Annotated in this window: 19 protein-coding genes and 1 tRNA gene; 8 read left to right on the forward strand and 12 right to left on the reverse strand. The window is 65.3% G+C overall.

Going from position 1 to position 21684, the window contains the following annotated elements; genetic code table 11:
• Position 1: 1 nt before the first annotated feature.
• From FHS75_RS02395 to FHS75_RS02405, 3 genes are all read left to right on the forward strand, one after another.
• On the forward strand, positions 2–1015 hold the full coding sequence (locus FHS75_RS02395; RefSeq protein ID WP_179406114.1) for an FAD binding domain-containing protein: 1014 nt from the start codon (positions 2–4) through the stop codon (positions 1013–1015).
• A 2-nt stretch (positions 1016–1017) separates the two neighbouring features.
• Positions 1018–3213: a xanthine dehydrogenase family protein molybdopterin-binding subunit gene (locus FHS75_RS02400; protein ID WP_218845091.1), complete on the forward strand. Its 2196-nt coding sequence runs from the start codon at positions 1018–1020 to the stop codon at positions 3211–3213.
• Between the two features lie 119 nt (positions 3214–3332).
• Complete coding sequence (locus tag FHS75_RS02405; RefSeq protein ID WP_229735467.1) at positions 3333–5282, forward strand: outer membrane protein assembly factor BamB family protein; 1950 nt, start codon at positions 3333–3335, stop codon at positions 5280–5282.
• A gap of 297 nt (positions 5283–5579) precedes the next feature.
• On the opposite strand, the gene FHS75_RS02410 is transcribed toward FHS75_RS02405, so the two are convergent.
• From FHS75_RS02410 to FHS75_RS02435, 6 genes are all read right to left on the reverse strand, one after another.
• Positions 5580–5655: transfer RNA gene (locus FHS75_RS02410), tRNA-Lys, on the reverse strand.
• Positions 5656–5761: 106 nt separating this feature from the next.
• Entirely contained in the window at positions 5762–6874 is a 1113-nt protein-coding gene (rodA, locus tag FHS75_RS02415) for a rod shape-determining protein RodA (RefSeq protein WP_179406115.1), read from the reverse strand.
• A complete protein-coding gene (gene mrdA, locus FHS75_RS02420) occupies positions 6874–8919 on the reverse strand; it encodes a penicillin-binding protein 2 (protein ID WP_179406116.1) in 2046 nt (681 codons plus the stop codon). Before mrdA ends, rodA begins: the two co-directional genes overlap by 1 nt.
• Positions 8920–9477, reverse strand: a complete 558-nt coding sequence (locus FHS75_RS02425) for a rod shape-determining protein MreD (protein ID WP_179406117.1) — start codon at positions 9475–9477, stop codon at positions 8920–8922.
• Positions 9474–10367: a rod shape-determining protein MreC gene (mreC, locus tag FHS75_RS02430; RefSeq protein ID WP_179406118.1), complete on the reverse strand. Its 894-nt coding sequence runs from the start codon at positions 10365–10367 to the stop codon at positions 9474–9476. Before mreC ends, FHS75_RS02425 begins: the two co-directional genes overlap by 4 nt.
• A 64-nt stretch (positions 10368–10431) precedes the next feature.
• Entirely contained in the window at positions 10432–11478 is a 1047-nt protein-coding gene (locus FHS75_RS02435; RefSeq protein WP_280526239.1) for a rod shape-determining protein, read from the reverse strand.
• Positions 11479–11664: 186 nt separating this feature from the next.
• Here FHS75_RS02435 and mutL point away from each other — a divergent pair, with 186 nt between their 5' ends.
• The 3 genes from mutL to FHS75_RS02450 all read left to right on the forward strand — a co-directional run bounded on the left by mutL (position 11665) and on the right by FHS75_RS02450 (position 15244).
• Positions 11665–13467, forward strand: coding sequence for a DNA mismatch repair endonuclease MutL (mutL, locus tag FHS75_RS02440; RefSeq protein ID WP_179406119.1), 1803 nt, complete (start codon positions 11665–11667; stop codon positions 13465–13467).
• Positions 13468–13550: 83 nt separating this feature from the next.
• Positions 13551–14054 (forward strand): hypothetical protein, encoded by a 504-nt coding sequence (locus FHS75_RS02445; protein WP_179406120.1) that lies wholly within the window; start codon positions 13551–13553, stop codon positions 14052–14054.
• A gap of 104 nt (positions 14055–14158) precedes the next feature.
• Positions 14159–15244, forward strand: a complete 1086-nt coding sequence (locus tag FHS75_RS02450; RefSeq protein ID WP_179406121.1) for a hypothetical protein — start codon at positions 14159–14161, stop codon at positions 15242–15244.
• A 6-nt stretch (positions 15245–15250) separates the two neighbouring features.
• On the opposite strand, the gene FHS75_RS02455 is transcribed toward FHS75_RS02450, so the two are convergent.
• The 3 genes from FHS75_RS02455 to ychF form a co-directional block, all read right to left on the reverse strand.
• Positions 15251–16012, reverse strand: coding sequence for a MauE/DoxX family redox-associated membrane protein (locus tag FHS75_RS02455; RefSeq protein ID WP_179406122.1), 762 nt, complete (start codon positions 16010–16012; stop codon positions 15251–15253).
• A gap of 3 nt (positions 16013–16015) precedes the next feature.
• Positions 16016–16840 carry a DUF1206 domain-containing protein gene (locus FHS75_RS02460; protein ID WP_179406123.1) on the reverse strand — a complete coding sequence of 275 codons (825 nt, stop codon included), beginning with the start codon at positions 16838–16840 and terminating at the stop codon, positions 16016–16018.
• Between the two features lie 75 nt (positions 16841–16915).
• On the reverse strand, positions 16916–18016 hold the full coding sequence (gene ychF / locus FHS75_RS02465; protein ID WP_179406124.1) for a redox-regulated ATPase YchF: 1101 nt from the start codon (positions 18014–18016) through the stop codon (positions 16916–16918).
• Positions 18017–18157: 141 nt separating this feature from the next.
• Between ychF and FHS75_RS02470 the strand changes: the two genes are divergently transcribed.
• Positions 18158–19666, forward strand: a complete 1509-nt coding sequence (locus FHS75_RS02470) for a tetratricopeptide repeat protein (protein ID WP_229735468.1) — start codon at positions 18158–18160, stop codon at positions 19664–19666.
• 67 nt (positions 19667–19733) lie between these two features.
• Here FHS75_RS02470 and FHS75_RS02475 read toward each other — a convergent pair whose 3' ends face one another.
• On the reverse strand, positions 19734–20444 hold the full coding sequence (locus tag FHS75_RS02475) for a cistern family PEP-CTERM protein (protein ID WP_179406126.1): 711 nt from the start codon (positions 20442–20444) through the stop codon (positions 19734–19736).
• 12 nt (positions 20445–20456) lie between these two features.
• Entirely contained in the window at positions 20457–20708 is a 252-nt protein-coding gene (locus tag FHS75_RS02480) for a PEP-CTERM sorting domain-containing protein (RefSeq protein ID WP_179406127.1), read from the reverse strand.
• Positions 20709–20917: 209 nt separating this feature from the next.
• Here FHS75_RS02480 and FHS75_RS02485 point away from each other — a divergent pair, with 209 nt between their 5' ends.
• Positions 20918–21088, forward strand: a complete 171-nt coding sequence (locus FHS75_RS02485; RefSeq protein WP_179406128.1) for a hypothetical protein — start codon at positions 20918–20920, stop codon at positions 21086–21088.
• Positions 21089–21100: 12 nt separating this feature from the next.
• On the opposite strand, the gene pth is transcribed toward FHS75_RS02485, so the two are convergent.
• Positions 21101–21670, reverse strand: a complete 570-nt coding sequence (pth, locus tag FHS75_RS02490) for an aminoacyl-tRNA hydrolase (protein ID WP_179406129.1) — start codon at positions 21668–21670, stop codon at positions 21101–21103.
• Positions 21671–21684: the final 14 nt, after the last annotated feature.

Below are 21684 nucleotides of genomic sequence, written 5' to 3' on the forward strand. Positions count from 1 at the left end.
GATGCGACCTTTCGATTACGAGACTCCGCAGGACGCGGCCCAGGCAGTGGCGCTTTCGGAAGCCGCAGCGCAGTCGCACGTCGGTTCCCCCGTCCAGTACATCGGCGGCGGCACGACGCTGCTCGACCTCATGAAGCTGGGCGTCATGCGTCCCGAGCGCGTCGTCGCCATCGACGGGATCGGGGGCGACAGCCTGAACGCGGTGAAGAAAACCGATCAGGGCCTTCACATCGGCGCCCTGGTGTCGATGGCCGAACTGGCCGACAACGGCATGATCGAGCGCGATTACCCGGTGCTGCGCGATGCCTTGTGGAAAGCCGCGTCTCCGCAGATTCGCAACATGGCGCGGCTTGGCGGCAACGTCCTTCAGCGCACGCGCTGCCCCTATTTCCGCGATACGACCTACGATCAGTGCAACAAGCGCGTTCCGGGGTCGGGATGCGCGGCGCTCGACGGGTTCAACCGGCTCCATGCCGTTCTCGGAACGAGCGGGTCCTGCATCGCGACCTATGCCGGCGACTGGGCGCAGGCCCTCGTCGCGCTGGATGCGTCGGTTTCGGTGCTGGGGCCCGACGGGCCGCGCGTGCTGCCGTTCTCGGGGCTGCACCGTTTGCCGTCGGATGCTCCGCATATCGAAACGACTCTCAAGCCGGGCGAGCTGATTACGGGCTTCACCATCCCCGACGGCCCCTGGCCGCGATCTACCTATGTGAAGGTCCGCGACCGCGAGTCGTACGCCTTTGCCAACGCCAGCGCGGCAGTCGCGCTCGAAATGGAAGGCGATATCGCCACCGACGTGCGCATCGCGCTCGGCGGTCTTGCAACGGTACCCTGGCGCGCGAGCAAGGCCGAGGCGCAGCTTCGCGGCCGCCCGTTGGGCGAGGCGGCGATGGAAGCTGCGGCGGAGGCGGAATTCGCCGATGCCGTCACGCACGAACACAACGCATTCAAGGTTCCGCTCGGCAAGGCGACGCTGGTCCGCGCGCTTACCGAAGCCAAGGCAATGGAAATCTGAGCATGGCCGATCCGACACCGCCCGTCCCCGAACCCGGCACCAACATGGGCAAGGCGCTGCCCCGCTACGAGGCGCGCGCCAAGGTCACCGGCGCGCCGCTCTACGCCGACGACATGCCGCTCCCCAATCCGGCGACGGCACTTTTCGTGACGAGCGGCATCGCGAAAGGATCGATCACGTCGATCGACACGTCGGAAGCAGCAGGCCTGCCGGGCGTCCTCAAGGTCTACACGCACGAGAATGCTCCGTCGCGGCAGGACCTGCGGCACTTCATGAAGGGCGGCTACGTCGCTGACAGCGTGATGCCGCTCGCCGGCCCGAATATCGTCAACGATGGCGAGATCGTCGCGGTCGTGGTGGCAGAGGATCTCGCGACCGCGCGCGACGCCGCCCACCGGCTGAAGATCTCCTATCAGGCAGAACAGCCCGCAACGACGTTCGGCAGCGCCGGGGCCGAGGAAAAGCAGATTACGGCGGGCAAGCACGATGTCGGCGACTTCGATGCCGCGTACGGTTCCGCTCCGGTCACGCTCGACGTCGAGTACGAGACGCCGACGATGCACCATAACCCGATGGAGCTGTTCTCCACCGCCGCGGCCTGGGACGGCGACAACCTGGTCATTCACGAGCCCAGCCAGTTCGTCTGGCAATTGAAAAACGGCGCGGCCGAAACGCTGGGCGTCGATGCCGCCAAGGTCGAGGTGAAGAACCCCTTCGTCGGCGGCGCGTTCGGATCGAAGGGCATCATGACGCAGCGCACCGGCCTGATCGCGGCGATCGCGCGCGACCTGCGCCGCCCTGTCAAGAACGTGGTGATGCGCGACCAGGGCTATACCCTTGCGACCTATCGCGCCGAAACCAGGCACCGCATCCGCATGGGCGCGGAAAGCAACGGCAAGCTGGTTGCGCTGTCTCACGAGGGCAGCGAAGTCACCTCGCGGCAGGACGACTATTTCGTCGCTGGCACGACCGCCACGGCGGAGATGTACGCCTGCCCCAACATCCGCACCGGCGTCAGCCTTGTGAAGGCCGACCGGAACACACCGGGCTTCATGCGCTCCCCGCCCGAGACGCCGTACATGTACGCGCTCGAATCGGCGATGGACGAGATGGCCGAGAAGCTGGGTATCGACCCGGTCGAGTTTCGCCGGATCAACGACACGCAAACCAGCCCGACAACCGGCGCGCCCTATACCAGCCGCTCGCTGATGGAATGCTACGACGAGGCGGCCAGCTCCTTCGGATGGAGCAAGCGCAACCCGCAGCCGATGTCGATGGCGCAGGACGACTGGCTGATCGGATACGGTTGCGCGACCGCATGTTATCCCACCAACATGATGCCCGCCACTGCGCGCATCGTGCTGACGCCGGAAGGCAGGGCCGAAGTGCTGATCGCGGCGCACGACGTCGGCACCGGTGCCTACACCGTCATGCAGCAGATCGCCGCCGACGAGCTTGGCATCGACCCTGCCGCGATTACAGTAAGGATGGGCGATACGACCCTCCCGCCCGGTCCCGTTTCGGGAGGTTCCATGACCACGGCGAGCGCGGGTTCCGCCGTGAAGGCCGCGTGCGAGAAGGTGCGCCAGCGTTTCGGCGGCACCGTTCCCGCGGTCGACGACATGTCTGCCGCCTTCCGCAAGCTCGGCAGCAACCGCATCGAGGAATACGCCGAATGGGCGCCGCCCGGCTCGGGCGAAGACGCGATCAAGGCGCTTTACAAGGGCAAGTTCGGCGGTGGCGGCGGCGACGAGCCAAAGCCGCTGATGTATGCTTTCGGAGCCGAGTTCGTCGAAGTCCGCGTCCACCGGCTCACGCGCGAAATCCGCGTGCCCCGGATGACCGGGGCCTTCGCGGCGGGCCGGATCGTCAATCCGCGCACCGCGCGCAGCCAGTATCTCGGCGGCATGATCTGGGGGTTGGGGCAGGCGCTCCTGGAAAAGACCGAACTCGACCTGCTCCGCGCCCGTTACATCAACGACAACATCGCGGAATACCTCGTTGCGGTGAATGCCGACGTCCCCGAAGTCGACATCATCATGGTCCCCGAAGTCGACAACCAGGTGAATTCGCTCGGCGTGAAGGGCATCGGCGAGGTCAGCAACGTGGGTACCGCCGCAGCGATCGCCAACGCCGTCTACCACGCCACCGGAAGGCGTATTCGCGAATTGCCGGTTACCATGGACAAGTTGCTCTGACGGACCCCAGGCAGGACCTCCTTACCCCCACTATTGATCAGGTCACTCGGGCGCGATAACGCCCTAGACGGGCTTCGCCCGGCAAGGAGACCGGGTGGGATGAGGAGAGACCGGGGTCGATGAAAAACCTGATTGCACGTCGCATGCCTTTCGGGCGCGCAGCATTGCTGGCGGCCCTTGGCCTGGCCGTGGGCACCAGCGCCCTTTCGATTTCCGGTGAACTCTCCGCCGCGCCCGCTTCGGGCGGCAAGGTGGCTGCGGCGGATACTTATCGCGATGTCGGAGACGAGCTCGACCCGGCGGTCGCGGCGACGGGGCAGCGCGTCTACGACGGGCTCTGCGTCGCATGCCATTCGGGCGGCGCGGACCGCGCTCCGGAGCGCTACATCCTTTCGCAGATGACGCCGGAATCGATATATCGCGCGCTGACGACCGGCGTCATGGCGCCGATGTCGACCGGTTTGTCCGACGACGAGAAGAAAGCGGTTTCGCAATACGTCGCCAACCGAACCTTCGGTCATGCCGATGCCGCCGCCGACCTGAAGATGTGCACCGGCGACAGGGCGGCATTCGATCTCGACCAGCCGCCGGCCTTCGCGGGGTGGGGCCTCGACAATGCCGGCACACACGCGATCCCGGATGACGTGGCCGGGATCGACCGCGAAAATGTCGGCAAGCTCAGCCTGAAATATGCCGTCGCCTTCCCCAGCACGATAAGGATGCGTTCGCAGCCGGCCATTGCGGGCGGCAGCATCATCACCGGCACGCATGACGGTTCCGTCTACGCGGTCGATGCCGAAACCGGCTGCATCAAGTGGGTCTTCCACGCCGGCAGCGAGGTGCGTACCGGCATTGTCGTTTCGTCGTGGGAAGCGGGCGATGCCGACGCGCGGCCGATGGCCTATTTCTCCGACATCGTGGGCAACGCCTACGGCATCGACGCGCGAACGGGTGAGGAGGTCTGGCGGCTTCGCGGCGACCCGCACCCGAGCACGACGCTCACGGCCTCGCCGACGCTGTACGACGGTATCCTATACATCCCGGTATCGTCGCTCGAGGAAGGCGCGGCGGGCGATCCGCTTTACGAATGCTGCACCTTTCGCGGTTCGATCCTCGCGGTCGATCCGCTGACCGGCAAGGAGCTTTGGCGAACCTACCTTGTCGACGAGCCGAAGCACACCGAGGTCAATTCCGCCGGCGCGCGCAATTACGGACCCTCCGGCGTCGCGGTGTGGAATACGCCCTCGGTCGACGAAAAGCGCGGACTTCTCGTCTTCGCGACCGGCGACAACTACACCACGCCCACGACCGACCTCAGCGACGCGATCGTTGCGCTCGACCTCAAGAGCGGCGAGATCAAATGGTCCTACCAGGCGCTCGAAGGCGATGCCTGGAACGCCTCGTGCAGCGAGGTCAACAAGGCAAATTGCCCCGAAGATGCCGGGCCGGACTTCGATTTCGGCGCCAACGTCGCGATCGCGAAGGGCAAGGACGGAAAGGAGTACGTCCTCGCCGGACAGAAATCGGGCATCGCCTACGGGATCGATGCCGACACCGGCGAACTGGCCTGGAAGACCCGCGTCGGTCGTGGCGGCGTGATGGGCGGCATCCACTTCGGTATCGCCGCTTCGGAAGGAAAGGTCTTCGTTCCGGTCAGCGACAGCGCCGATGGTGTGGAATACGACATGGCAGCCAAGCCGGGCGTCTACGCGCTGGACATCGCGACCGGAGAGCGTCTCTGGGAGGCTCCTTCGCCGCTCGACACCTGCGAGGGCAAGCCGCTTTGCAGCCCCGGTTACTCGGGCGCCGTGACGGCGACCTCGGAACTGGTGATGGCAGGCAGCATCGACGGGTATCTCAGGGTCTTCGATGCCGATACCGGCACGGTCCTCTGGGAAACCGACACCGCGACGACTTACGAGACCGTCAATGGTTCCACGGGCAACGGCGGCGCGATCGCCGGCGGCGTCGCACCGATCGCCTGGAACGGCATGCTGATCGTTCCATCGGGGTACGGGTTCACCGCCAAGATGACGGGCAACGTGCTGCTGGTCTACGGCGTCGACTGATCGCCGCTTCGCAGGCGATCAGTCGACGCGCGCAAGCAGTCTGCGCGGCCGGAGACACCGCCGGTTATGTCGTGACGCATAGCGGTTCCCGAAAGGGAGCCGCGCACGCGTCGTCCGTGTTCTGCGTCGTCCTGTCCGAAAGGGAATTCGCTGCCGCTCTCCTCTTTGAGCCTTGGTCCAGGGAGCCGGAAAACGGCAGCAACAAATCTACGCGCAGGAACGACGAAAGGTTCCCGAAAACCGGAAAAACTTCGGCGTCCGGCTTGCGAATACGTATTGGGGATGGATGGGAGAAAATGGTGGACGCACTAGGGCTCGAACCTAGGACCCGCTGATTAAGAGTCAGCTGCTCTACCAACTGAGCTATGCGTCCACTGTCCGGTTTCGGACGGTCCCGAATCGACAGGAGCGGCCCATATAGCGGCTGCGCGGCGAAGGTGAAGGGGGCGCGCGACAATTTTTCGAGAAACGCGGATTTTTCAGGTGAGGCCTGTCGGGCGCTTGCTCCAGCGGTCGACGGCCAGGATCGCTCCGAAACAGATCATCACCGTCAGCATCGAGGACCCGCCATGGCTCATGAAGGGCAGGGGAATGCCCACCACGGGCGCGAGGCCCATCACCATCATCAGGTTGATCGCGACGTAGAAGAAGATCGTCGCGGTCATGCCGGAGGCGAGCAGGCGCGAGAACCTGTCCGGCCCCCGGCGCGCGACGACGAGGCCCCAGCGGAACAGCGCGGCGAAGACCAGCAGCACGAACACGCCGCCGATCATGCCCCACTCCTCCGCCATAGTGGCGAACACGAAGTCGGTATGTGCCTCGGGCAGGTATTCGAGATGGCTTTGCGATCCGTTGCCGAAGCCCTTGCCGAAGATGCCGCCGGAACCGATGGCGATCTTCGACTGGGTGATGTGATAGCCAGCGCCCAGCGGATCGCTCTCGGGATCGAGAAACGTAGTCACGCGGCGGCGCTGGTAGTCGTGGAGAAAGGTGAAGAAGCCCACCGGCGCGGCGATCCCCGCAGCCACGCCCGCGCCCACGAACCAGCGCAGCGGCAGACCGGCAAGGAACATCACGACCACTCCGCCGAACACGATGGCCAGAGAGGTGCCGAGGTCGGGCTGCAGGATCACCAGCCCGACCGGCAGTCCGATCAGAGCGCCCGCCGGGATGAGGCCGCGCCAGCTTGCCGTCATCGGCGCAGGCAGCGTGTCGTAGAAGCGCGCCAGGACGAGGACGATCGTGGGCTTCATCAGTTCGGAAGGTTGCAGCGTCATGAAGCCGAGGTTCAGCCAGCGCTGGCTGCCGCCGTTTATCGCACCGATTGCCTCGACCAGCATGAGTAGCAGGAAGACCGCGCCGTAAACCGGGTAGGCTGCCATCTTGAACCAGTCTCGCGGCAGCCACGACATGACGAACGCCATCACGAGGAAAATCCCGAAACGCACCATGTGCGATGCCGCGTAGGGCTGCAGATGCCCGCCCGCCGCCGAATACAGCACCGCCGCGCCCAGCAGGACGAGCGCCAGCAGCGGCAGGATCACCCGCCAGGGTTGCCGCGCGACCGGATCGGGAATTATGCCGAGCGCCATCAGTCGGCCTCAGGCGCGGTGGAGGGAGCGCCCGAGGCTCCCGGCTCGGGTCGCGGCGACTGCGCGGTCCGGACGATGGGCTGCGACGGCTCGCCATCGGAAGCGGCGGCGGCTTCGGCCTGTTTCTTCTCGGCCGCATCGCCGACCTTGGGCGCGTTCGGCCCGTATTGCTCGACGTAGGCAGCGTACTTGCGGTCGAGCCGCTCGCGCGCTGTGCCGCCCCAGCCTTCCTCGAACTCGTAAAGCTTTTCCATCGCCTTGCCGGGGTCGTAGAGGAACGTCATCACATCGCGCGCGACCGGGTAGGCCGCGCCCGACCCGCCGCCGTGTTCGATGGTGACGGCGCATGCATAGCGCGGCTTGTCGAACGGGGCGTAGCAGATGAAGTGGCCGTGGTCGCGGTACTTCCAGGGGCCGGTCTTGCCGCTCGACACGCTGAGCGAGACGACCTGCGCCGTGCCGGTCTTGCCAGCGAGCTTCACGTCCTCGATCGGCAGTCTCGCGCGGCCGGCGGTTCCCGGGCCGTTGACGACGTCGGACATCGACTGATGGATATAGTCGAGGTGTTCCTGCGGAATGTCGAGCGATGCCGCGTCCTGCCCGCCCTGGCCATGGATGAGCCGGGGCATGAGATTTCTTCCGCTGGCTATGCGAGAGGCCATCACGCATTGCTGCAGCGGGTTCACGAGGAAATAGCCCTGGCCGATGGTGGCGTTGACGGTGTCGAACGTCTGCCACTCGCGGCCGTACTTCCTTTCCTTCCACTGCGGATCGGGAACCGTGCCGTACGACTGGCCGACCACGGGCAGCGGATACTCCGCGCCAAGGCCCAGCTTGCGCGCCATCGCGGCGATCGGGTTCATCCCGATCTTCTGCGCGAAGTAATAGAAGTATACGTCGCAGCTCTGGTAGATGCCCTTGGCCATGTTGACGGTGCCGTGGCCGCGCCGGTTCCAGCAGTGGAACACGCGATTGCCCACGCGCAGGCCGCCGCCGCAGAAAACCGTCTCCTCGGGATCGAGTCCCGCTTCGAGGAAGGCGAGACCGACCATCGGCTTGACCGTAGAGCCTGGCGGATAGAGCCCGCGCAGCACCTTGTTGCGCAACGGCACGTGGTCGTCGTCCGACAGCATCTTCCACTCGATGCGACCGATGCCGTCCGAAAAGCTGTTGGGATCGAAGCTGGGCATCGAGGACGCGCACAGGATGTCGCCGTTGTGGCAGTCCATGACGACGACCGAGCCCGATTCCGGGCCGAGCCTGCGCGCGGCGTAATCCTGCAGCGGCCCGTCGATGGTCAGCTTCACGGGCTTGCCGGGCACGTCCTCGCGGGTCTCGAGGTCGCGGATGATCCGCCCGCTGGCGGTCACCTCGACGCGGCGGGCACCGGGGTATCCGCGCAGGTCCTTCTCGAACTGCTTCTCGAGACCGTCCTTGCCGATCTTGTAGCCGGGCGTGATGAGAAGCGGGTTGCGATCCTCCTCGTAGTCCTCGGCAGACGCGGTACCGACATAGCCGATGAGATGTCCGACCGAGGGTCCGGTGGGGTAGAAGCGAGAGTATCCCCGCTGCGTGACCACGCCGGGCAGTTCGGGCAGGCGCACGCTCACCGCCGCGAAGCGTTCGAGGTCCAGCCCGGACGCGACCTCGACCGGGGCGAAGCCGCTCGACTTCTCGATCTTGTCGCGCAAGTCGCGAAGCTCGACCTCGTCGAGGTTCAGGAGCTCGCCCAGGGTGTCTATCGTCTTGCCGTTGTTCCCCATGCGATCGGGAATGATGTCGACGCGGAAGTCCGCCCGGTTCGAGGCGAGCGGTGCACCGTTGCGGTCGAGGATCCAGCCACGACGCGGAGGGATCAGCGACAGGTTCACGCGGTTGCTTTCGGCCTCGAGCTCCCATTTCTCGTTCTGCGCGACGGCAAGGTAGCCGAGCCGCGCGGCGAGCAGCACGCCGATGGTGCCCTGCAAGGTGCCGAGGACGGCACTGCGCCTGTCGAAGCTGTTGCGCAGCGTCGCCAGGCTGACATGGCGCAGCTTTCCGAACATTCAGCCGATTTCCAGGATGCGGCTGAGCCTGACCCTGTCAACGAAGGCGACGATGCGGCCCGCGAGGGGATAGAAAAAGATCGAGACGATAATCTGCGGCACCATGACGTGAAGCGGTGTCGACCCCCCCAGCATGTTCGCGATTCCGAGGCCCAGTACGATATAGGCGGCGATGAGGCCTGCGGCTACCAGCCAGTCTATGAAGAAATTGCGCCAGGGAAGGCGCGCCTCGATGACGTCGAGGGTGATCGCGGTGGCTGACCACAGGAGCACGGCGCTGCCGAGCGGCTGCCCGCTGTAGAGATCGTCGAACAGGCCGAGCGGAAGACCCGCCCAGACCGGCATGAGACCGGGGCGAAGCTGTCGCCACGCCACGAACATGAGGAAGCCGAGCGGCGGCAGCACCGGCGCCGAGGCGATGATGATCCAGCCCGGGACGAGAGAGCCGACCATGATGCTCAGCCACGGCAGCCCGACCGCCAGCGCCGGAGACGGGGCGCGGTTGATCTGTTTCGCGCGCCATCGCGAACGCTGACCGGGAAAGCGCAGGCCGTTCATTCGCCGTCTTGGTCCTCTTCCTCCGATGGCGGCGGGCCGGGCTGCGGCACCGGGCCCCAGACATCCTCGACGGCGACGAACTCGGTCGCCGCGGGATCGCTGAGCACGCGTGCTATTGCCCCGTCGCTCGTCACCTCGGTCGCCACGGCCATGACCGTGCCGGGCCGGTAGAGCCCGCCCGATCCCGAAGTGACGAAGACATCGCCCTTCTTCAGCGGGTTTATGCCGAGGTTGATGAGCCTGATCTGAATCGTTCCGTCGCCGCGTCCTTGCGCGAACGCCGGAACGCCGTCGCCGGAGCGGCGGACCGGGACGAGGCTCTCGGTGTCGGTGACGAGCAGCACGCGCGAAGTGGACGGACCGGCTTCGAGGACGCGGCCGATCAGGCCGAGCGGGGACGTGACCGGCATGCCCGCTTCCACGCCGTCAGCGCTTCCTGCTCCCAGCGTCGCGAAACGGCGCGAGCTCGACGCGCTCGAACTGGTCAGGCGGGTGAGGGCGACCGGTGCGGGATCGCGGCGGGCGAGGCCGAGCAGCGCCTTGAGGCGCTCGTTCTCCTCGTGCGCGGCTTCGGCTTCGACAAGGCGGGTGCGTGATTCGGCCAGTTCGCGCCGCAGCCGTGCGTTCTCGCTCCCTGCAAGGATGTACCCTTCGACGACGTCGATCACGCTCTTGCCGGCGGAGCGTCCCCTTGCCGATGCGCCGCCCGCCGGTTCGGCCGCCGTGGCCGCGGCGTTGCGCGCCCAGGAGAACGCTCCGGGCTCGAGGAAGGATACGAGGAGGAACGCCGCTCCAACAAGCACGCCCGCAACGCCGGCGATATAGCCGAAAAAGGTGCTGTACTGCGCCCTTCGCGAGTAGCCTGAGCGCCGTTTCGACGGGGGCGCCACTGCGGTCGTCTCCCTCCTGGGCGGCCCGCCTGAGCTGCCAGGACGGACCGCGGGTGTTGCTGGATCAGGCGGTCATCAGGACGCCGCGATAGATGGGATCCTCCATCGCACGCCCCGTACCGAGCGCGACGCACGATAGCGGATCTTCGGCGATGCTGACAGGCAGGCCGGTCTCTTCGCGCAGGTAGTCGTCGAGACCCTTGATCAGCGCGCCGCCGCCGGTGAGCACGATGCCCTGGTCGACGATGTCGGCGGCCAGTTCGGGAGCGGTGTTTTCCAGCGCGATGCGCACGCCCTCGATGATCGCGCCGATGGGTTCGGACAGCGCCTCTGCGATGTTCGCCTGCGTGATCGTGATTTCCTTGGGCACGCCGTTGACGAGGTCGCGGCCCTTGAGGGTGATCGTCTCGCCGGTGCCGTCGGCCGGGACGACCGCGGTCGCATAGTCCTTCTTGATCCGCTCGGCAGTCGCTTCGCCGATCAGCAGGTTGTGGTGACGGCGCACGTAGGAGACGATCGCCTCGTCCATCTTGTCGCCACCCACGCGGACGGAAGTGGTATAGGCAAGGCCGCGAAGCGAAAGCACCGCGACTTCGGTGGTGCCGCCGCCGATGTCGACGACCATCGATCCGACCGGTTCGGTCACCGGCATGTCCGCGCCGATCGCGGCGGCCATCGGCTCGAGGATCAGGTAGACCTGGCTCGCGCCTGCATTCGATGCGGCATCGCGGATCGCGCGGCGCTCGACCGAAGTGGAGCCGGAGGGAACGCAGATCACGATCTCGGGATAGCGGAACAGGCTCTTCTTGCCGTGCACCTTGCGGATGAAGTGCTTGATCATCTCCTCGGCGATCTCGATGTCGGCGATGACGCCGTCGCGCAAGGGTCGGATCGCCTCGATATTGTCGGGCGTCTTGCCCATCATCATCTTCGCGTCGTCGCCGACCGCCTTGACCTTCTTGATGCCGTGCAGCGTCTCGATCGCGACCACCGAAGGTTCGTTGAGCACGATCCCCCTGTCCTGCACGTAGACGAGCGTGTTGGCGGTACCGAGGTCGATCGCCATGTTCTGCGAACCGAATTTGAAGAATCGCGACATCATCGAAGCCATTGAAGAAACCATAGATTTGCCCGCCACTTACCGCACAGGAAGCGGCTGAATCCGACGGGCCGTGGAGCGTGGAAGGCGGCTCCTTAGCCGATGCTTTGGCGAAACGCCAAAATTTTGTGCCGGAATCGGCGGATAAGCTTGGGCTTCCGTCTCGAAAAGACTGCGGCTGGTCGTTAGGTTGCGGATATGCCCGAAATCCGGCGCCTTCCCGAGGAACTCGTCAACCGAATCGCCGCTGGCGAGGTGGTCGAACGCCCCGCGTCCGCGCTCAAGGAACTGACCGAGAATGCCATCGACGCCGGGGCGCGGTCGATCGCGGTGCGACTCGCATCGGGGGGCCTCGACCTGATCGAGGTGACCGACGACGGTTGCGGGATGTCTCCCGCCGAAATCGCGCTGGCGCTCGAAAGGCACGCGACTTCCAAATTGCCCGACGAGCGCATCGAACAGGTGGCGACGCTCGGCTTTCGGGGCGAGGCACTGCCATCGATCGCCAGCGTCGCGCGCCTGACCATCGAGAGCCGTCCGGGCGCGGGTGCCGAAGGGTGGCGCCGGGTCGTCGATCACGGCGCGGTCACGGAGGACGCTCCCGCCGCGCTCCCGCCCGGAACGCGCATCAGGGTCGAGCGCCTGTTCGGCAAGGTCCCCGCCCGTCGCAAGTTCCTGCGCACCCCGCGCAGCGAATACGCCGCCTGCCTCGACGTGGTGCGCCGGCTGGCGATGGCGCGGCCCGACATCGGCTTCGTGCTCGAACACGACGGGCGCAAAACGCTGGCAGTGCAGGCGGGTGAGGAACTGGCGGCGCGCGTCTCGCGGATCGTGGCGCGCGAACTGTCGGAGGACGGCGTCGTCATCGATGCGCAGCGCGAGAATGCGCGGCTGACCGGGCTTGCCGGCCTGCCGACCTTCAATCGCGGCGTCGCCGATCACCAGTACCTCTTTGTCAACGGCAGGCCGGTAAAGGACCGCCTGCTCGTCGGCGCGGTGCGCGGTGCCTATGCCGACATGCTCGCGCGCGACCGGCACGCTGTGCTGGCGCTGTTCCTTGACCTGCCGCCCGAAGATGTCGACGTGAACGTCCACCCGGCGAAGACCGAAGTCCGCTTTCGCGATCCCGCCTTCGTGCGCGGTTTCATCGTCGGCGCGCTGCGCCAAGCGCTGGAAGCGGCGGGCCAGCGCAGCGCGCAGACGCCGTCGGCTTCCGGCATGGCGAACTGGCAGGTGGAGCCCGCATCCGCCACTCCCAAGGCACCCTCGCTGCAGGCTCTCTTCGCGCGCGAGCACTCGATGCCGCAGGCCCGGGTCGGCGAAAGCGCCGCGCCATGGCGCGGGTTGGAGCGGGACCTGATCGAGCCTTCCGCAAGGGTCGAGGCGCGCGGGGAGACAACCGACGATGGGCCGACCGACTTTCCGCTCGGCGCTGCGCGGGCGCAGATCGCGCAGACCTACATCGTCGCCGAAGCCGACGACGGCCTCGTCATCGTGGACCAGCACGCGGCGCATGAACGGCTCGTCCTCGAACGGCTGCGTGCTGCAGGGGCCGGAGACGCGGTGGCGCGGTCGCAGGCGCTCCTCATGCCCGAAGTGGTCGAACTCGACGAACCGGCGTGCGACCGGCTCGAGGAGCGCGCGGAGGAACTGGCGAAGCTGGGCCTGGCGATCGAACGGTTCGGTCCTGCCGCGATGCTTGTCCGGGCGGTGCCTTCGGTTCTCGGCAGGAGCAACGCGGAAGCGCTGGTGCGCGATATCGCCGACGACCTTGCACGGCACGGCGATGCGCTCCTGCTCGGCGAGAAGCTCGACCTGGTGCTCGCGACGATGGCCTGCCACGGGTCGGTAAGGGCGGGGCGTTCGCTGTCGGTGGCGGAGATGAACGCGCTTCTGCGCGAAATGGAGCGAACGCCACGCTCGGGGCAGTGCAATCACGGGCGACCGACGTGGGTCAAGCTCGCGCACGAGGACATTGAAAAGCTGTTCGGCCGAAAATAGCGTTTCAATGTCAAGTGGATTGACAACCGTTCGGCAATGCATGATTTTTTCGCACGGTGGCAACGTGATCGGGGATTTCGGAAATGATCCGCTGGGCAAGCTGTCTGCTCGGACTTCCGGCCTTCATGCTGTCGGCGTGCGATGCACAGTCGCCGGACGAAGAGGGCATGGACACGCGTGCCATCGCACAGGTCGAGGCCGCGCAGGATCCCGTGCCGCCGGTGGAGATCGTCCGGCTCGTTCCCATCACGTTCGAGGATATCGAGCAGAGCGAGGCTTTCGGGGCGAGTTGCGCCTTCACGGCATCGTCGCAGGAACCGCCTGTCGTCATAGCAATGGCTGAAGCAGCCTGGCTCAAGCCCGACGGCCTGATGATCCAGTTCTCCGCCGATACCGGTAGCGAGGAATTGCCATACGGAGCGCGCGCCCATTACGACGGGCGCGAAATGTCGCTCGACTTGCAACTGTCGGGCGAGGGCGAGCGATCGGGAGACGAGACGACCGACTACTCCGGCCGCGTCACGCTTCGCGACGCCCACGGACGCCTCGTCTACACCGCCGCCGGCACGGTACAGTGCGGGGCCTAGACTTGCCGACTGTCCCGATCCCGTACGTGTGAGGACTTATACTGCCCGATAGGCTTTGACTTTGCTTCCGTTAGTATTCACGATTACTTTGGCTAACGGAGGGCATGATGAAAACCCTGACGATCTGGCAACCTGGCGGCGATTTCACGAATATCGATGCCGACGCTACCATCGGCATGAACGATTACCTCATAACGATGACAGAGCGGAAGGGGTGGCGGGTCATCAAGCCAATCCCCCATAGAAAGCTCGTTACGTCGCTGACAGGGCAGGTTTATTTCGTTCCTCCACCGCCGGGCTTCGTGCATTACGATCATTTTCTCCTGAACATCAATGCGCACAAGCATTGTCTCGCCCTCGGACGCAATCCGGCGATAAATATCCCCGCCAACACAGAGTGGGCCAACGCCTACCTGTTGGACCTGAAAACCGTGAAGAGCCTTGGCAATCAGGGCAGTTCCACCCGTGTCCTGAACTACGATGCGATGAAGCCGGTGGGCTTGTGGTCGTGCAAGACAACTCCCGAAGTCTCCAATTTCTGGATCGGCCCCTATTTCGGCTTCAGCGGGTCCGCCTGGGCGATGCGCGGCTCCTTCTTCCTCGGGCTGGTCTGGAAGCTCGGCAATTTCGAGAAGAAGTACCTCGTGGCGGGCTGGGGCGGCTATGCGGCGCTTGGCGCCGGTGCTTCGGGCGGCGGCGGTATCATGCTGCTTCCCGGCTACAAGAACATCGACGAAATGAAGAACCGGGTGTCCTTCGAGGTCGACTTCTCGCTCGATGCCGGCCCGAGCTGGAAGAACCTCGCCAAGTCGGCGACTAAATACGGGCCTGCGCTCAGCCGCCTCAATTTTTACGCGAATGCATACGAATCGGTGAACAAGACGCTGAAGCAGTTCGAACAGCAGAAAAAGATTTTCGACGAAGTCAAGAAACTGAAGGACCTGTCGAACAAGTGGACGGCGCTGCTGGAAAAGGGCAAGGAAATCTACTGGTCGCTCGGCAAGGACAAGGGCTTCGTCGACGCGCTCAAGAGGATGAACGATGTCGAGCTTGCCAAGACGCTCCTGACTTGCGCGGGTTTCGACGGTACCAAGCCGGGCCTGGATTTCATCGACATTGCCGCAGGCGGTGCGCAGCTTTCAGTCTTCGCCGGCTACAAGAAGCTGGAAAGCATCAGCAAGTTCGGCTGACTTCGTTCACCCCGCCGTGAACAGCATCCAGATCGCCATGCCGATCATGAACAGGTTCTCGGTAAGCGACACGAAGCCCAGCGGCACGTTGCTGCCCCCGCCGACGCAGGCGCACTTGAGTTCGCGCTTGTCGACGTAGACTGCCTTGAAGACCGAGACCGCGCCGATCGTGCCGATGAACAGTGCGATCGGGATGGACAGCCACGGCAGGAAATGCGCGGTCATCAGCGCGCCCGCCAGCCACTCGCCGAACGGATAGACGTATCCGTAGGGCACCCAGCGCTTCGCCAGCAGGTCGTAGTTGAGGAACATGGTCGAGAAACTCTCGACATCCTGCAGCTTGAGCATGGCAAGCAACATCATCGTGATCGACACGAACCATTCGGCGGCGCGGACGGTCAGCGGTGTTCCGAAAGCGAAATAGCTTACCGCCAGGGCGATGCCCGCAGCCGTCGCGAAGACGGCAAGGACGGGTTTGTAGCTCGTCGCGTCCGGGTCCTTGACCTTTTTGCCGAAATGCTTGCGAAGTGCGTCGTAACCGCCGATCCGCTCGCCTCCGATGAAGGTCTGCGGAGTCGTCGGTACGTCGTGCTTTTCCTTGAAGGCGTCGGTTTCCGCCCGCGTGGTCAGCCAGTGATCCTCGACCTCGAAGCCCTCGCTTTCGAGGAGGTGCTTCGATTTCAGGCCGTAGGGACAGACGTGCTTGTCCATCACCATCCGGTAGAGCGAGGCCCTGGTGCTTTCGTTCGCTTTCGCGTCGCTCGCCATGGCTCACCCGAGTCGATATGTCGGCGTGCGTCCGTCCGGGCCGAGATCGGGCACGATGCGATAGCGCGCCAGGAATAGGCTGAAGATGCCGAAGAGCAGCAGGCCGAGTGCGACCAGCGTGAAAATTATGCCGTCGTCCCGCAGCGACATGACCGCATCGCCCAGCGTCTTGACCTGCGAACTGCTCGATATCCAGGCCGATTGAACGAGCGACCAGCCGATGATCGCGAAGACGACTGCGCGCGCGGCGTAGCCTGCGTGGCCGAGCGGCTTCACGAAGCCCGGCGCGCGCGGGGAAACGCGGTTCATGAAATCGCCCGATACTGCCTTCTTTGCCTGGGCGAATGCCGCGATCAGGAAGCCGATGCCGACAATGCCGAGGATCACCGACCCGAACTCGACCGAAAGCACGGTTCCTGCCGCTTCCTGCGCGCCGCCACCGCCGCTGCCACTGCCCGACGACTGCTTGTCGCCGCTGGCGAACTGGAAGGCGGTATAGGCCAGGACAAGGTGGGCGACACCGCTCGCGGCATGGCCGATGCGGTGGCCGACGCCCTTCTTGTCGCTGCCGTAATTCTCGATGTCGAATGCAGGCGAGGCGAGGCGATAGAGCGCATAGCCGAACAGGCCGAGCGCGCAGAGATAGAGGATGACCGTGCCGCCGGGCACTTCCTGTATCCACGCGAAAGCACTCTGCGCGCCGCCGCTGCCGCTGTTTCCGCCACTTCCTCCCGTCAGGAACAGGTAGCCCACGAGTGTGTAGACCACGCCGCGCGCGGCAAAGCCGAGCCGTGCGAGCCAGCGGAATTTTTCAGACTTGTCGACCACGTTTGATCCTCCTGCTTTCAGGAAGGTCAACGCACGGACGGGTGGATGGTGCCCACCGGCCGGGTCAGCAACGAATCACACGTTGAACTTGAAATGCAGGACGTCGCCGTCCTTCACCACGTAGTCCTTGCCTTCCTGCCGCAGCTTGCCCGCATCCTTAGCCGCGCTTTCGCCACCGAGCGAAACGAAGTCGTCGTAGGCGATGGTTTCGGCGCGGATGAAGCCGCGTTGCATGTCCGAATGGATTTCGCCGGCCGCCTCGGGAGCCTTTGCGCCATGATGCACGGTCCACGCCCGCGCTTCCTTGGGGCCGACGGTGAAGAACGTGATCAGGTGCAGGAGGTCGTACCCAGAGCGGATGATGCGCGACAGGCCGGTTTCGGACAGCCCCATCTCGGCCAGGAAATCGAGGCGATCGGCGGATTCCATGCCGATCAGTTCGGCCTCGATCGCCGCCGACACGATAACCGCATTGGCGCCCTCCGCCTTCGCCTTTTCGAAGACGCGAGCCGAATGGGCATTACCCTCGGCGGCAGCGTCTTCCTCGACGTTGCAGACGTAAAGTACCGGCTTGGCGGTGAGTAGCTGCGCCTGGCCGAACAGGCGGGCTTCCTCGTCGTCCTTCGGTTCGGTGAGCCGCGCGGGCTTGCCGTTCTGCAGCAGTTCGAGCGCCTGGCCGAGCACGCTTGCCGCGATCTTCGCTTCCTTGTCGCCGCCGGTCGCGCGCTTTTGCGCCGCGGGAACGCGCTTCTCCAGGCTTTCGAGATCCGCAAGCAGCAGTTCGGTCTCGACCGTCTCGGCATCGGCGATGGGATCGACGCGGTTGTCTACGTGCTGGATGTCGTCGTCCTCGAAGCAGCGCAGCACGTGGACGATCGCGTCGACCTCGCGGATGTTGGCGAGGAACTGGTTGCCGAGGCCTTCGCCCTTCGATGCGCCGCGCACGAGGCCGGCGATGTCGACGAAGCTCAGCTGGGTCGGGATAATCTTCGCCGAACCCGCGATCTCGGCCAGCTTGTCCAGCCGGGGATCGGGCACGCCAACCTGGCCGACGTTCGGCTCGATGGTGCAGAAGGGATAGTTCGCCGCCTGCGCCGCCTGCGTCTCGGTAAGCGCATTGAACAAGGTCGACTTGCCGACATTGGGCAGGCCGACGATCCCGCAACGAAATCCCATTTCACACTCCTGCTGGCGGGCCTTCGGACCTGGCCGCCGCTCCAAGCGGGCGCCCATAGCGGTCGCAGCGCGACTTGGCCAGTTTCACCTAATCTTCACTCCGCCGCGCTACGCATCCGGACCATGCAAAACGCCATTCGCATGACCCTTCCGCTTGCCGCTGCCGTTCTCCTGACGGCTTGCGGTGTTACTCCCGAGGAACGTTTCGAAAGGGCGCAGGCAGCGTTCGAGGCTCATCGCTATTCCGAAGCGCGGCTCGACCTCGTAACCGCGATCAAGGACGATCCGGCGAACGTGCAGGCGCTGGAAATGCTGGCGCGCACGCACCTCGCCTTGCAGGACCCGGTTTCCGCCGCCGCCGTGCTCGACAGGCTGGCCGCTACCGGCAAGCTGCCTGCCGATGCGCACAATCTCTACGCGGAGACCGATCTCATGCGCGGCCAGTTCGACAAGGCGCTCGAGCGGGTAGCGGGAGACGAATCGGCAGAGGCGTTCCGGATTCGCGCGCTCGCCCACGTCGGCCGCGAAGACCTCGATGCCGCCGCGAAGGCGTTCGCCGAGGGCGCGCAGGCCAGGGGAGCGAAGGGCCGCCTTCTCGCCGACTACGCGCATTTCCGCATGGCGCAGGACGACCTCGAAGGCGCTGCGAAGCTTGCCTCGAAGGCGCTCGCCGAAAAGCCCGAGGCGCTTCAGGCGATCATCGTCAACGCCGATGTCGCGATGGCGCGCGGACGCACGGCTGATGCGCTCAGATTCTACGACCGCGCGCTCGCCGCCTATCCAGAGAGCCGTGCAGCAACGATCGGCCGGATCGGCGTGCTGGGCGAGACCGGACGGCTCGACGAAGTGCGAACGCTGGTTTCGGGTGCACTCGAACGCAACCCGCAGGACCCCGACTTCACGTATTTCGCCGCGCTTCTCGCCAGCGAGGACGGCGACTGGGGCAAGGTCCGCAAGATGCTGCAGCCTCTGGAGCAGACGTTGGAGGGCCGGCCCGCCGCGAACATGCTCTACGCCAAGGCGATGATGGAACTCGGGCATGCCGAGCAGGCGCGCATCCGGCTTTCCTCGCTGGCCCTGCGCGAACCCGGCGATCGCGACGTGACGCGGCTGCTTGGCGAAGCGAAGCTGAAGTCGGGCGACGCCTCCGGGGCACTGGAAACGCTCCGCCCGCTGGCCGCGCGTCCCGATGCGAAGCCCGAGGAACTCGCGCTCGTCGCGAAGGCAGCCAGGGAGGCAGGAGCGCCCGAGGCCAGCAACTACAGCGCGCGGGCCGCTTTCCCGACGCCCGAGCTGCTCGCCAGCGAACTGTCGCGCGGCGATGCCGCGATCCGGGCGGGCAACTGGCATGCCGCGATTGCCGCCTACGAGACGATCCTTGGCGCGACCGACGGGCGCAACGTGCTCGTCCTCAACAACCTCGCGTTCGCGCACAGCGAGGCGGGAGATCCGGCAAAGGCGCTGGGTTATGCCGAGAAGGCGCTGGCGCTGGCGCCCGACAATCCCTCGGTCATGGATACGGCGGGCTGGCTGCTTCACCGGACCGGCAAGGACAAGCCACGCGGTCTCGCGCTGCTCCGCCAGGCTGCGCGAAAGGCGCCCGGAAACCGGACCATCGCAAAGCATCTTGCCGCCGCCGAGCGGGGATAGAAAAGGGGCCTTCCCGCGATTGCGGAAAGGCCCCGAGTATTCCGTTGGGATATTAGCCGGTGCGACTTCAGGCCGCTGCCGGAACCATTTTGCGCCGTGCGCGGCCGCGCGCGAACGCGAGACCCGCAAGACCAAGGCCGAGAAGGCCGAGCATGCCCGGTTCGGGAACCGGCGTGCCGCCGGTGCTGCCGCCGGTCGAACTGATCGTGCCCGAGCCGCTCGCCGAGGTGACGTTGCCCGCGCCGGTGATCGACTGGTAGCGCACGAAGAAGTCGTCGAGCGTGATCGCATTGGGCGAGCCGCCCGCGAAATCGAGCGAGAGCGAGCCGGAACCGGTGTTGCCGGCAGTCACGCCGCCCGAATTGCCCGCGCAGCTGTTGCTCGACCCGCCCTTGAAGCAGACGTCGACGTTGCCGATGCCGTTCGGGTAATTGCTGTCGAGCACGGTGAACGGGAAGTCGCCGGTGCTGCTGGCGCCGGTGATCGAGGGATCGACGTCGAACGCGAAACTGGAGATGCGTGAGTCCACACCCATGCTACTGGTGTTCGAAACCGAGTAGTCGAACATGTAGCTCGATCCGCTGATCCCGGTCAGGGTGAAGGTCGCCGTGCCGGTAAGCCCGTCGATCGGGTTGCCATCGGCGAACCCATCGTAATTGACGGTGAAGCTGTCCCCGATGTTCGAGGAATCGAGCGTGATTGCGTCGGCAAGCGCGGGGCTCGACAGGGCGAGTCCGGCGATCGCCGTGGCGCATGCGAGAGTGGCGCGAAGGTTCATCGAAGTTTCCTTTCAGGCGTTGCGCGAGCGGCGACGTGCATAGCCGAGGCCGATGAGGCCGAGACCGAGCAGGCCGAGCATGCCGGGCTCGGGCACTTCGCTGCCGCCGCTGCTCGAGGAGCCCGGGGGCTGCGGGTTGCAGGTCTGGTGTCCGCAACCGCAATAGTGCGAGTGCTTGAACCAGTAGCGGGTCGCATGAGCGGGCGTCGTCGTCGCGACCATCGAAGCTGCGATGGCGGCGAGGACGAGTACCTTCTTCTTCATCGTTCTTCCCCTTTGGAAACCCTTAACAATTCTCGACGTCATCAGACGCAAGGGGTGTGCCAAACAAGGATTTGCAGGGCTTGCGGTGGTTAACGCGTCGCCGGGACCTCTCGACCTGTAATATCGACCGACAGTCCGGATGGCATGCCAGGTGCCTTTTCGGAACGCCGGTGCCTGCCGATCATTCTATCATCAAAGGAGAATTTTCGATGGACTGGCTATGGTTTGTAACCGTCGTGATTGGTCCGATCCTGCTGATCGGCGCGATCCTTTACGCGACTATCCGGTACTGGAAGCGCCCGAAAGGCCGCGATGCCTATACCGACGCGAAGACGCGCGAGCTTCGGCACGAACTGGAAGCGGAAGACGCGCGCCGCTGACGCGCGGGCTGCTCAGGCGCCCTGGCGCAGCGCAACGTCGCTCATGAAGCGGGGATCGTCGCCCTGCGCGAGCCATTCGGACTCGACGGCGACTGCGCCCAGCATTCCGGCAAGATCGTCCATCTCGGCCTTGGCGTAGTTGCCCAGCACGTAACCGGTCACCCGGTCCTTGTGTCCGGGGTGACCGATGCCGAGCCGGACGCGCCGGAAATCGGGGCCGACATGCTGCCCGATGGAGCGCAGGCCGTTATGCCCGGCCGCCCCGCCGCCCTGTTTTACCTTGACCTTGAAGGGCGCGAGATCGAGCTCGTCGTGGAAGACGGTGAGAGCGTCGGGTTCCAGCTTGTAGAAGCGCATCGCCTCGCCGACGGAGCGCCCGCTTTCGTTCATGAATGTCGCGGGCTTGAGCAGGATCACGCGCTCTGCGCCGACCCTGCCGTCCTGCATCCAGCCCTGGAACTTCTTCTGGACAGGGCCGAACGAGTGGACCTCGGCAATCGTGTCCACGGCCATGAAGCCGACGTTGTGCCGGTTCATGGCGTATTGCGGACCGGGATTGCCGAGGCCTACCCAAATTTGCATCTTGCGAAGAGTAC

Source organism: Novosphingobium marinum (assembly GCF_013408095.1).
Taxonomy (GTDB): Bacteria; Pseudomonadota; Alphaproteobacteria; order Sphingomonadales; family Sphingomonadaceae; genus Novosphingobium; species Novosphingobium marinum.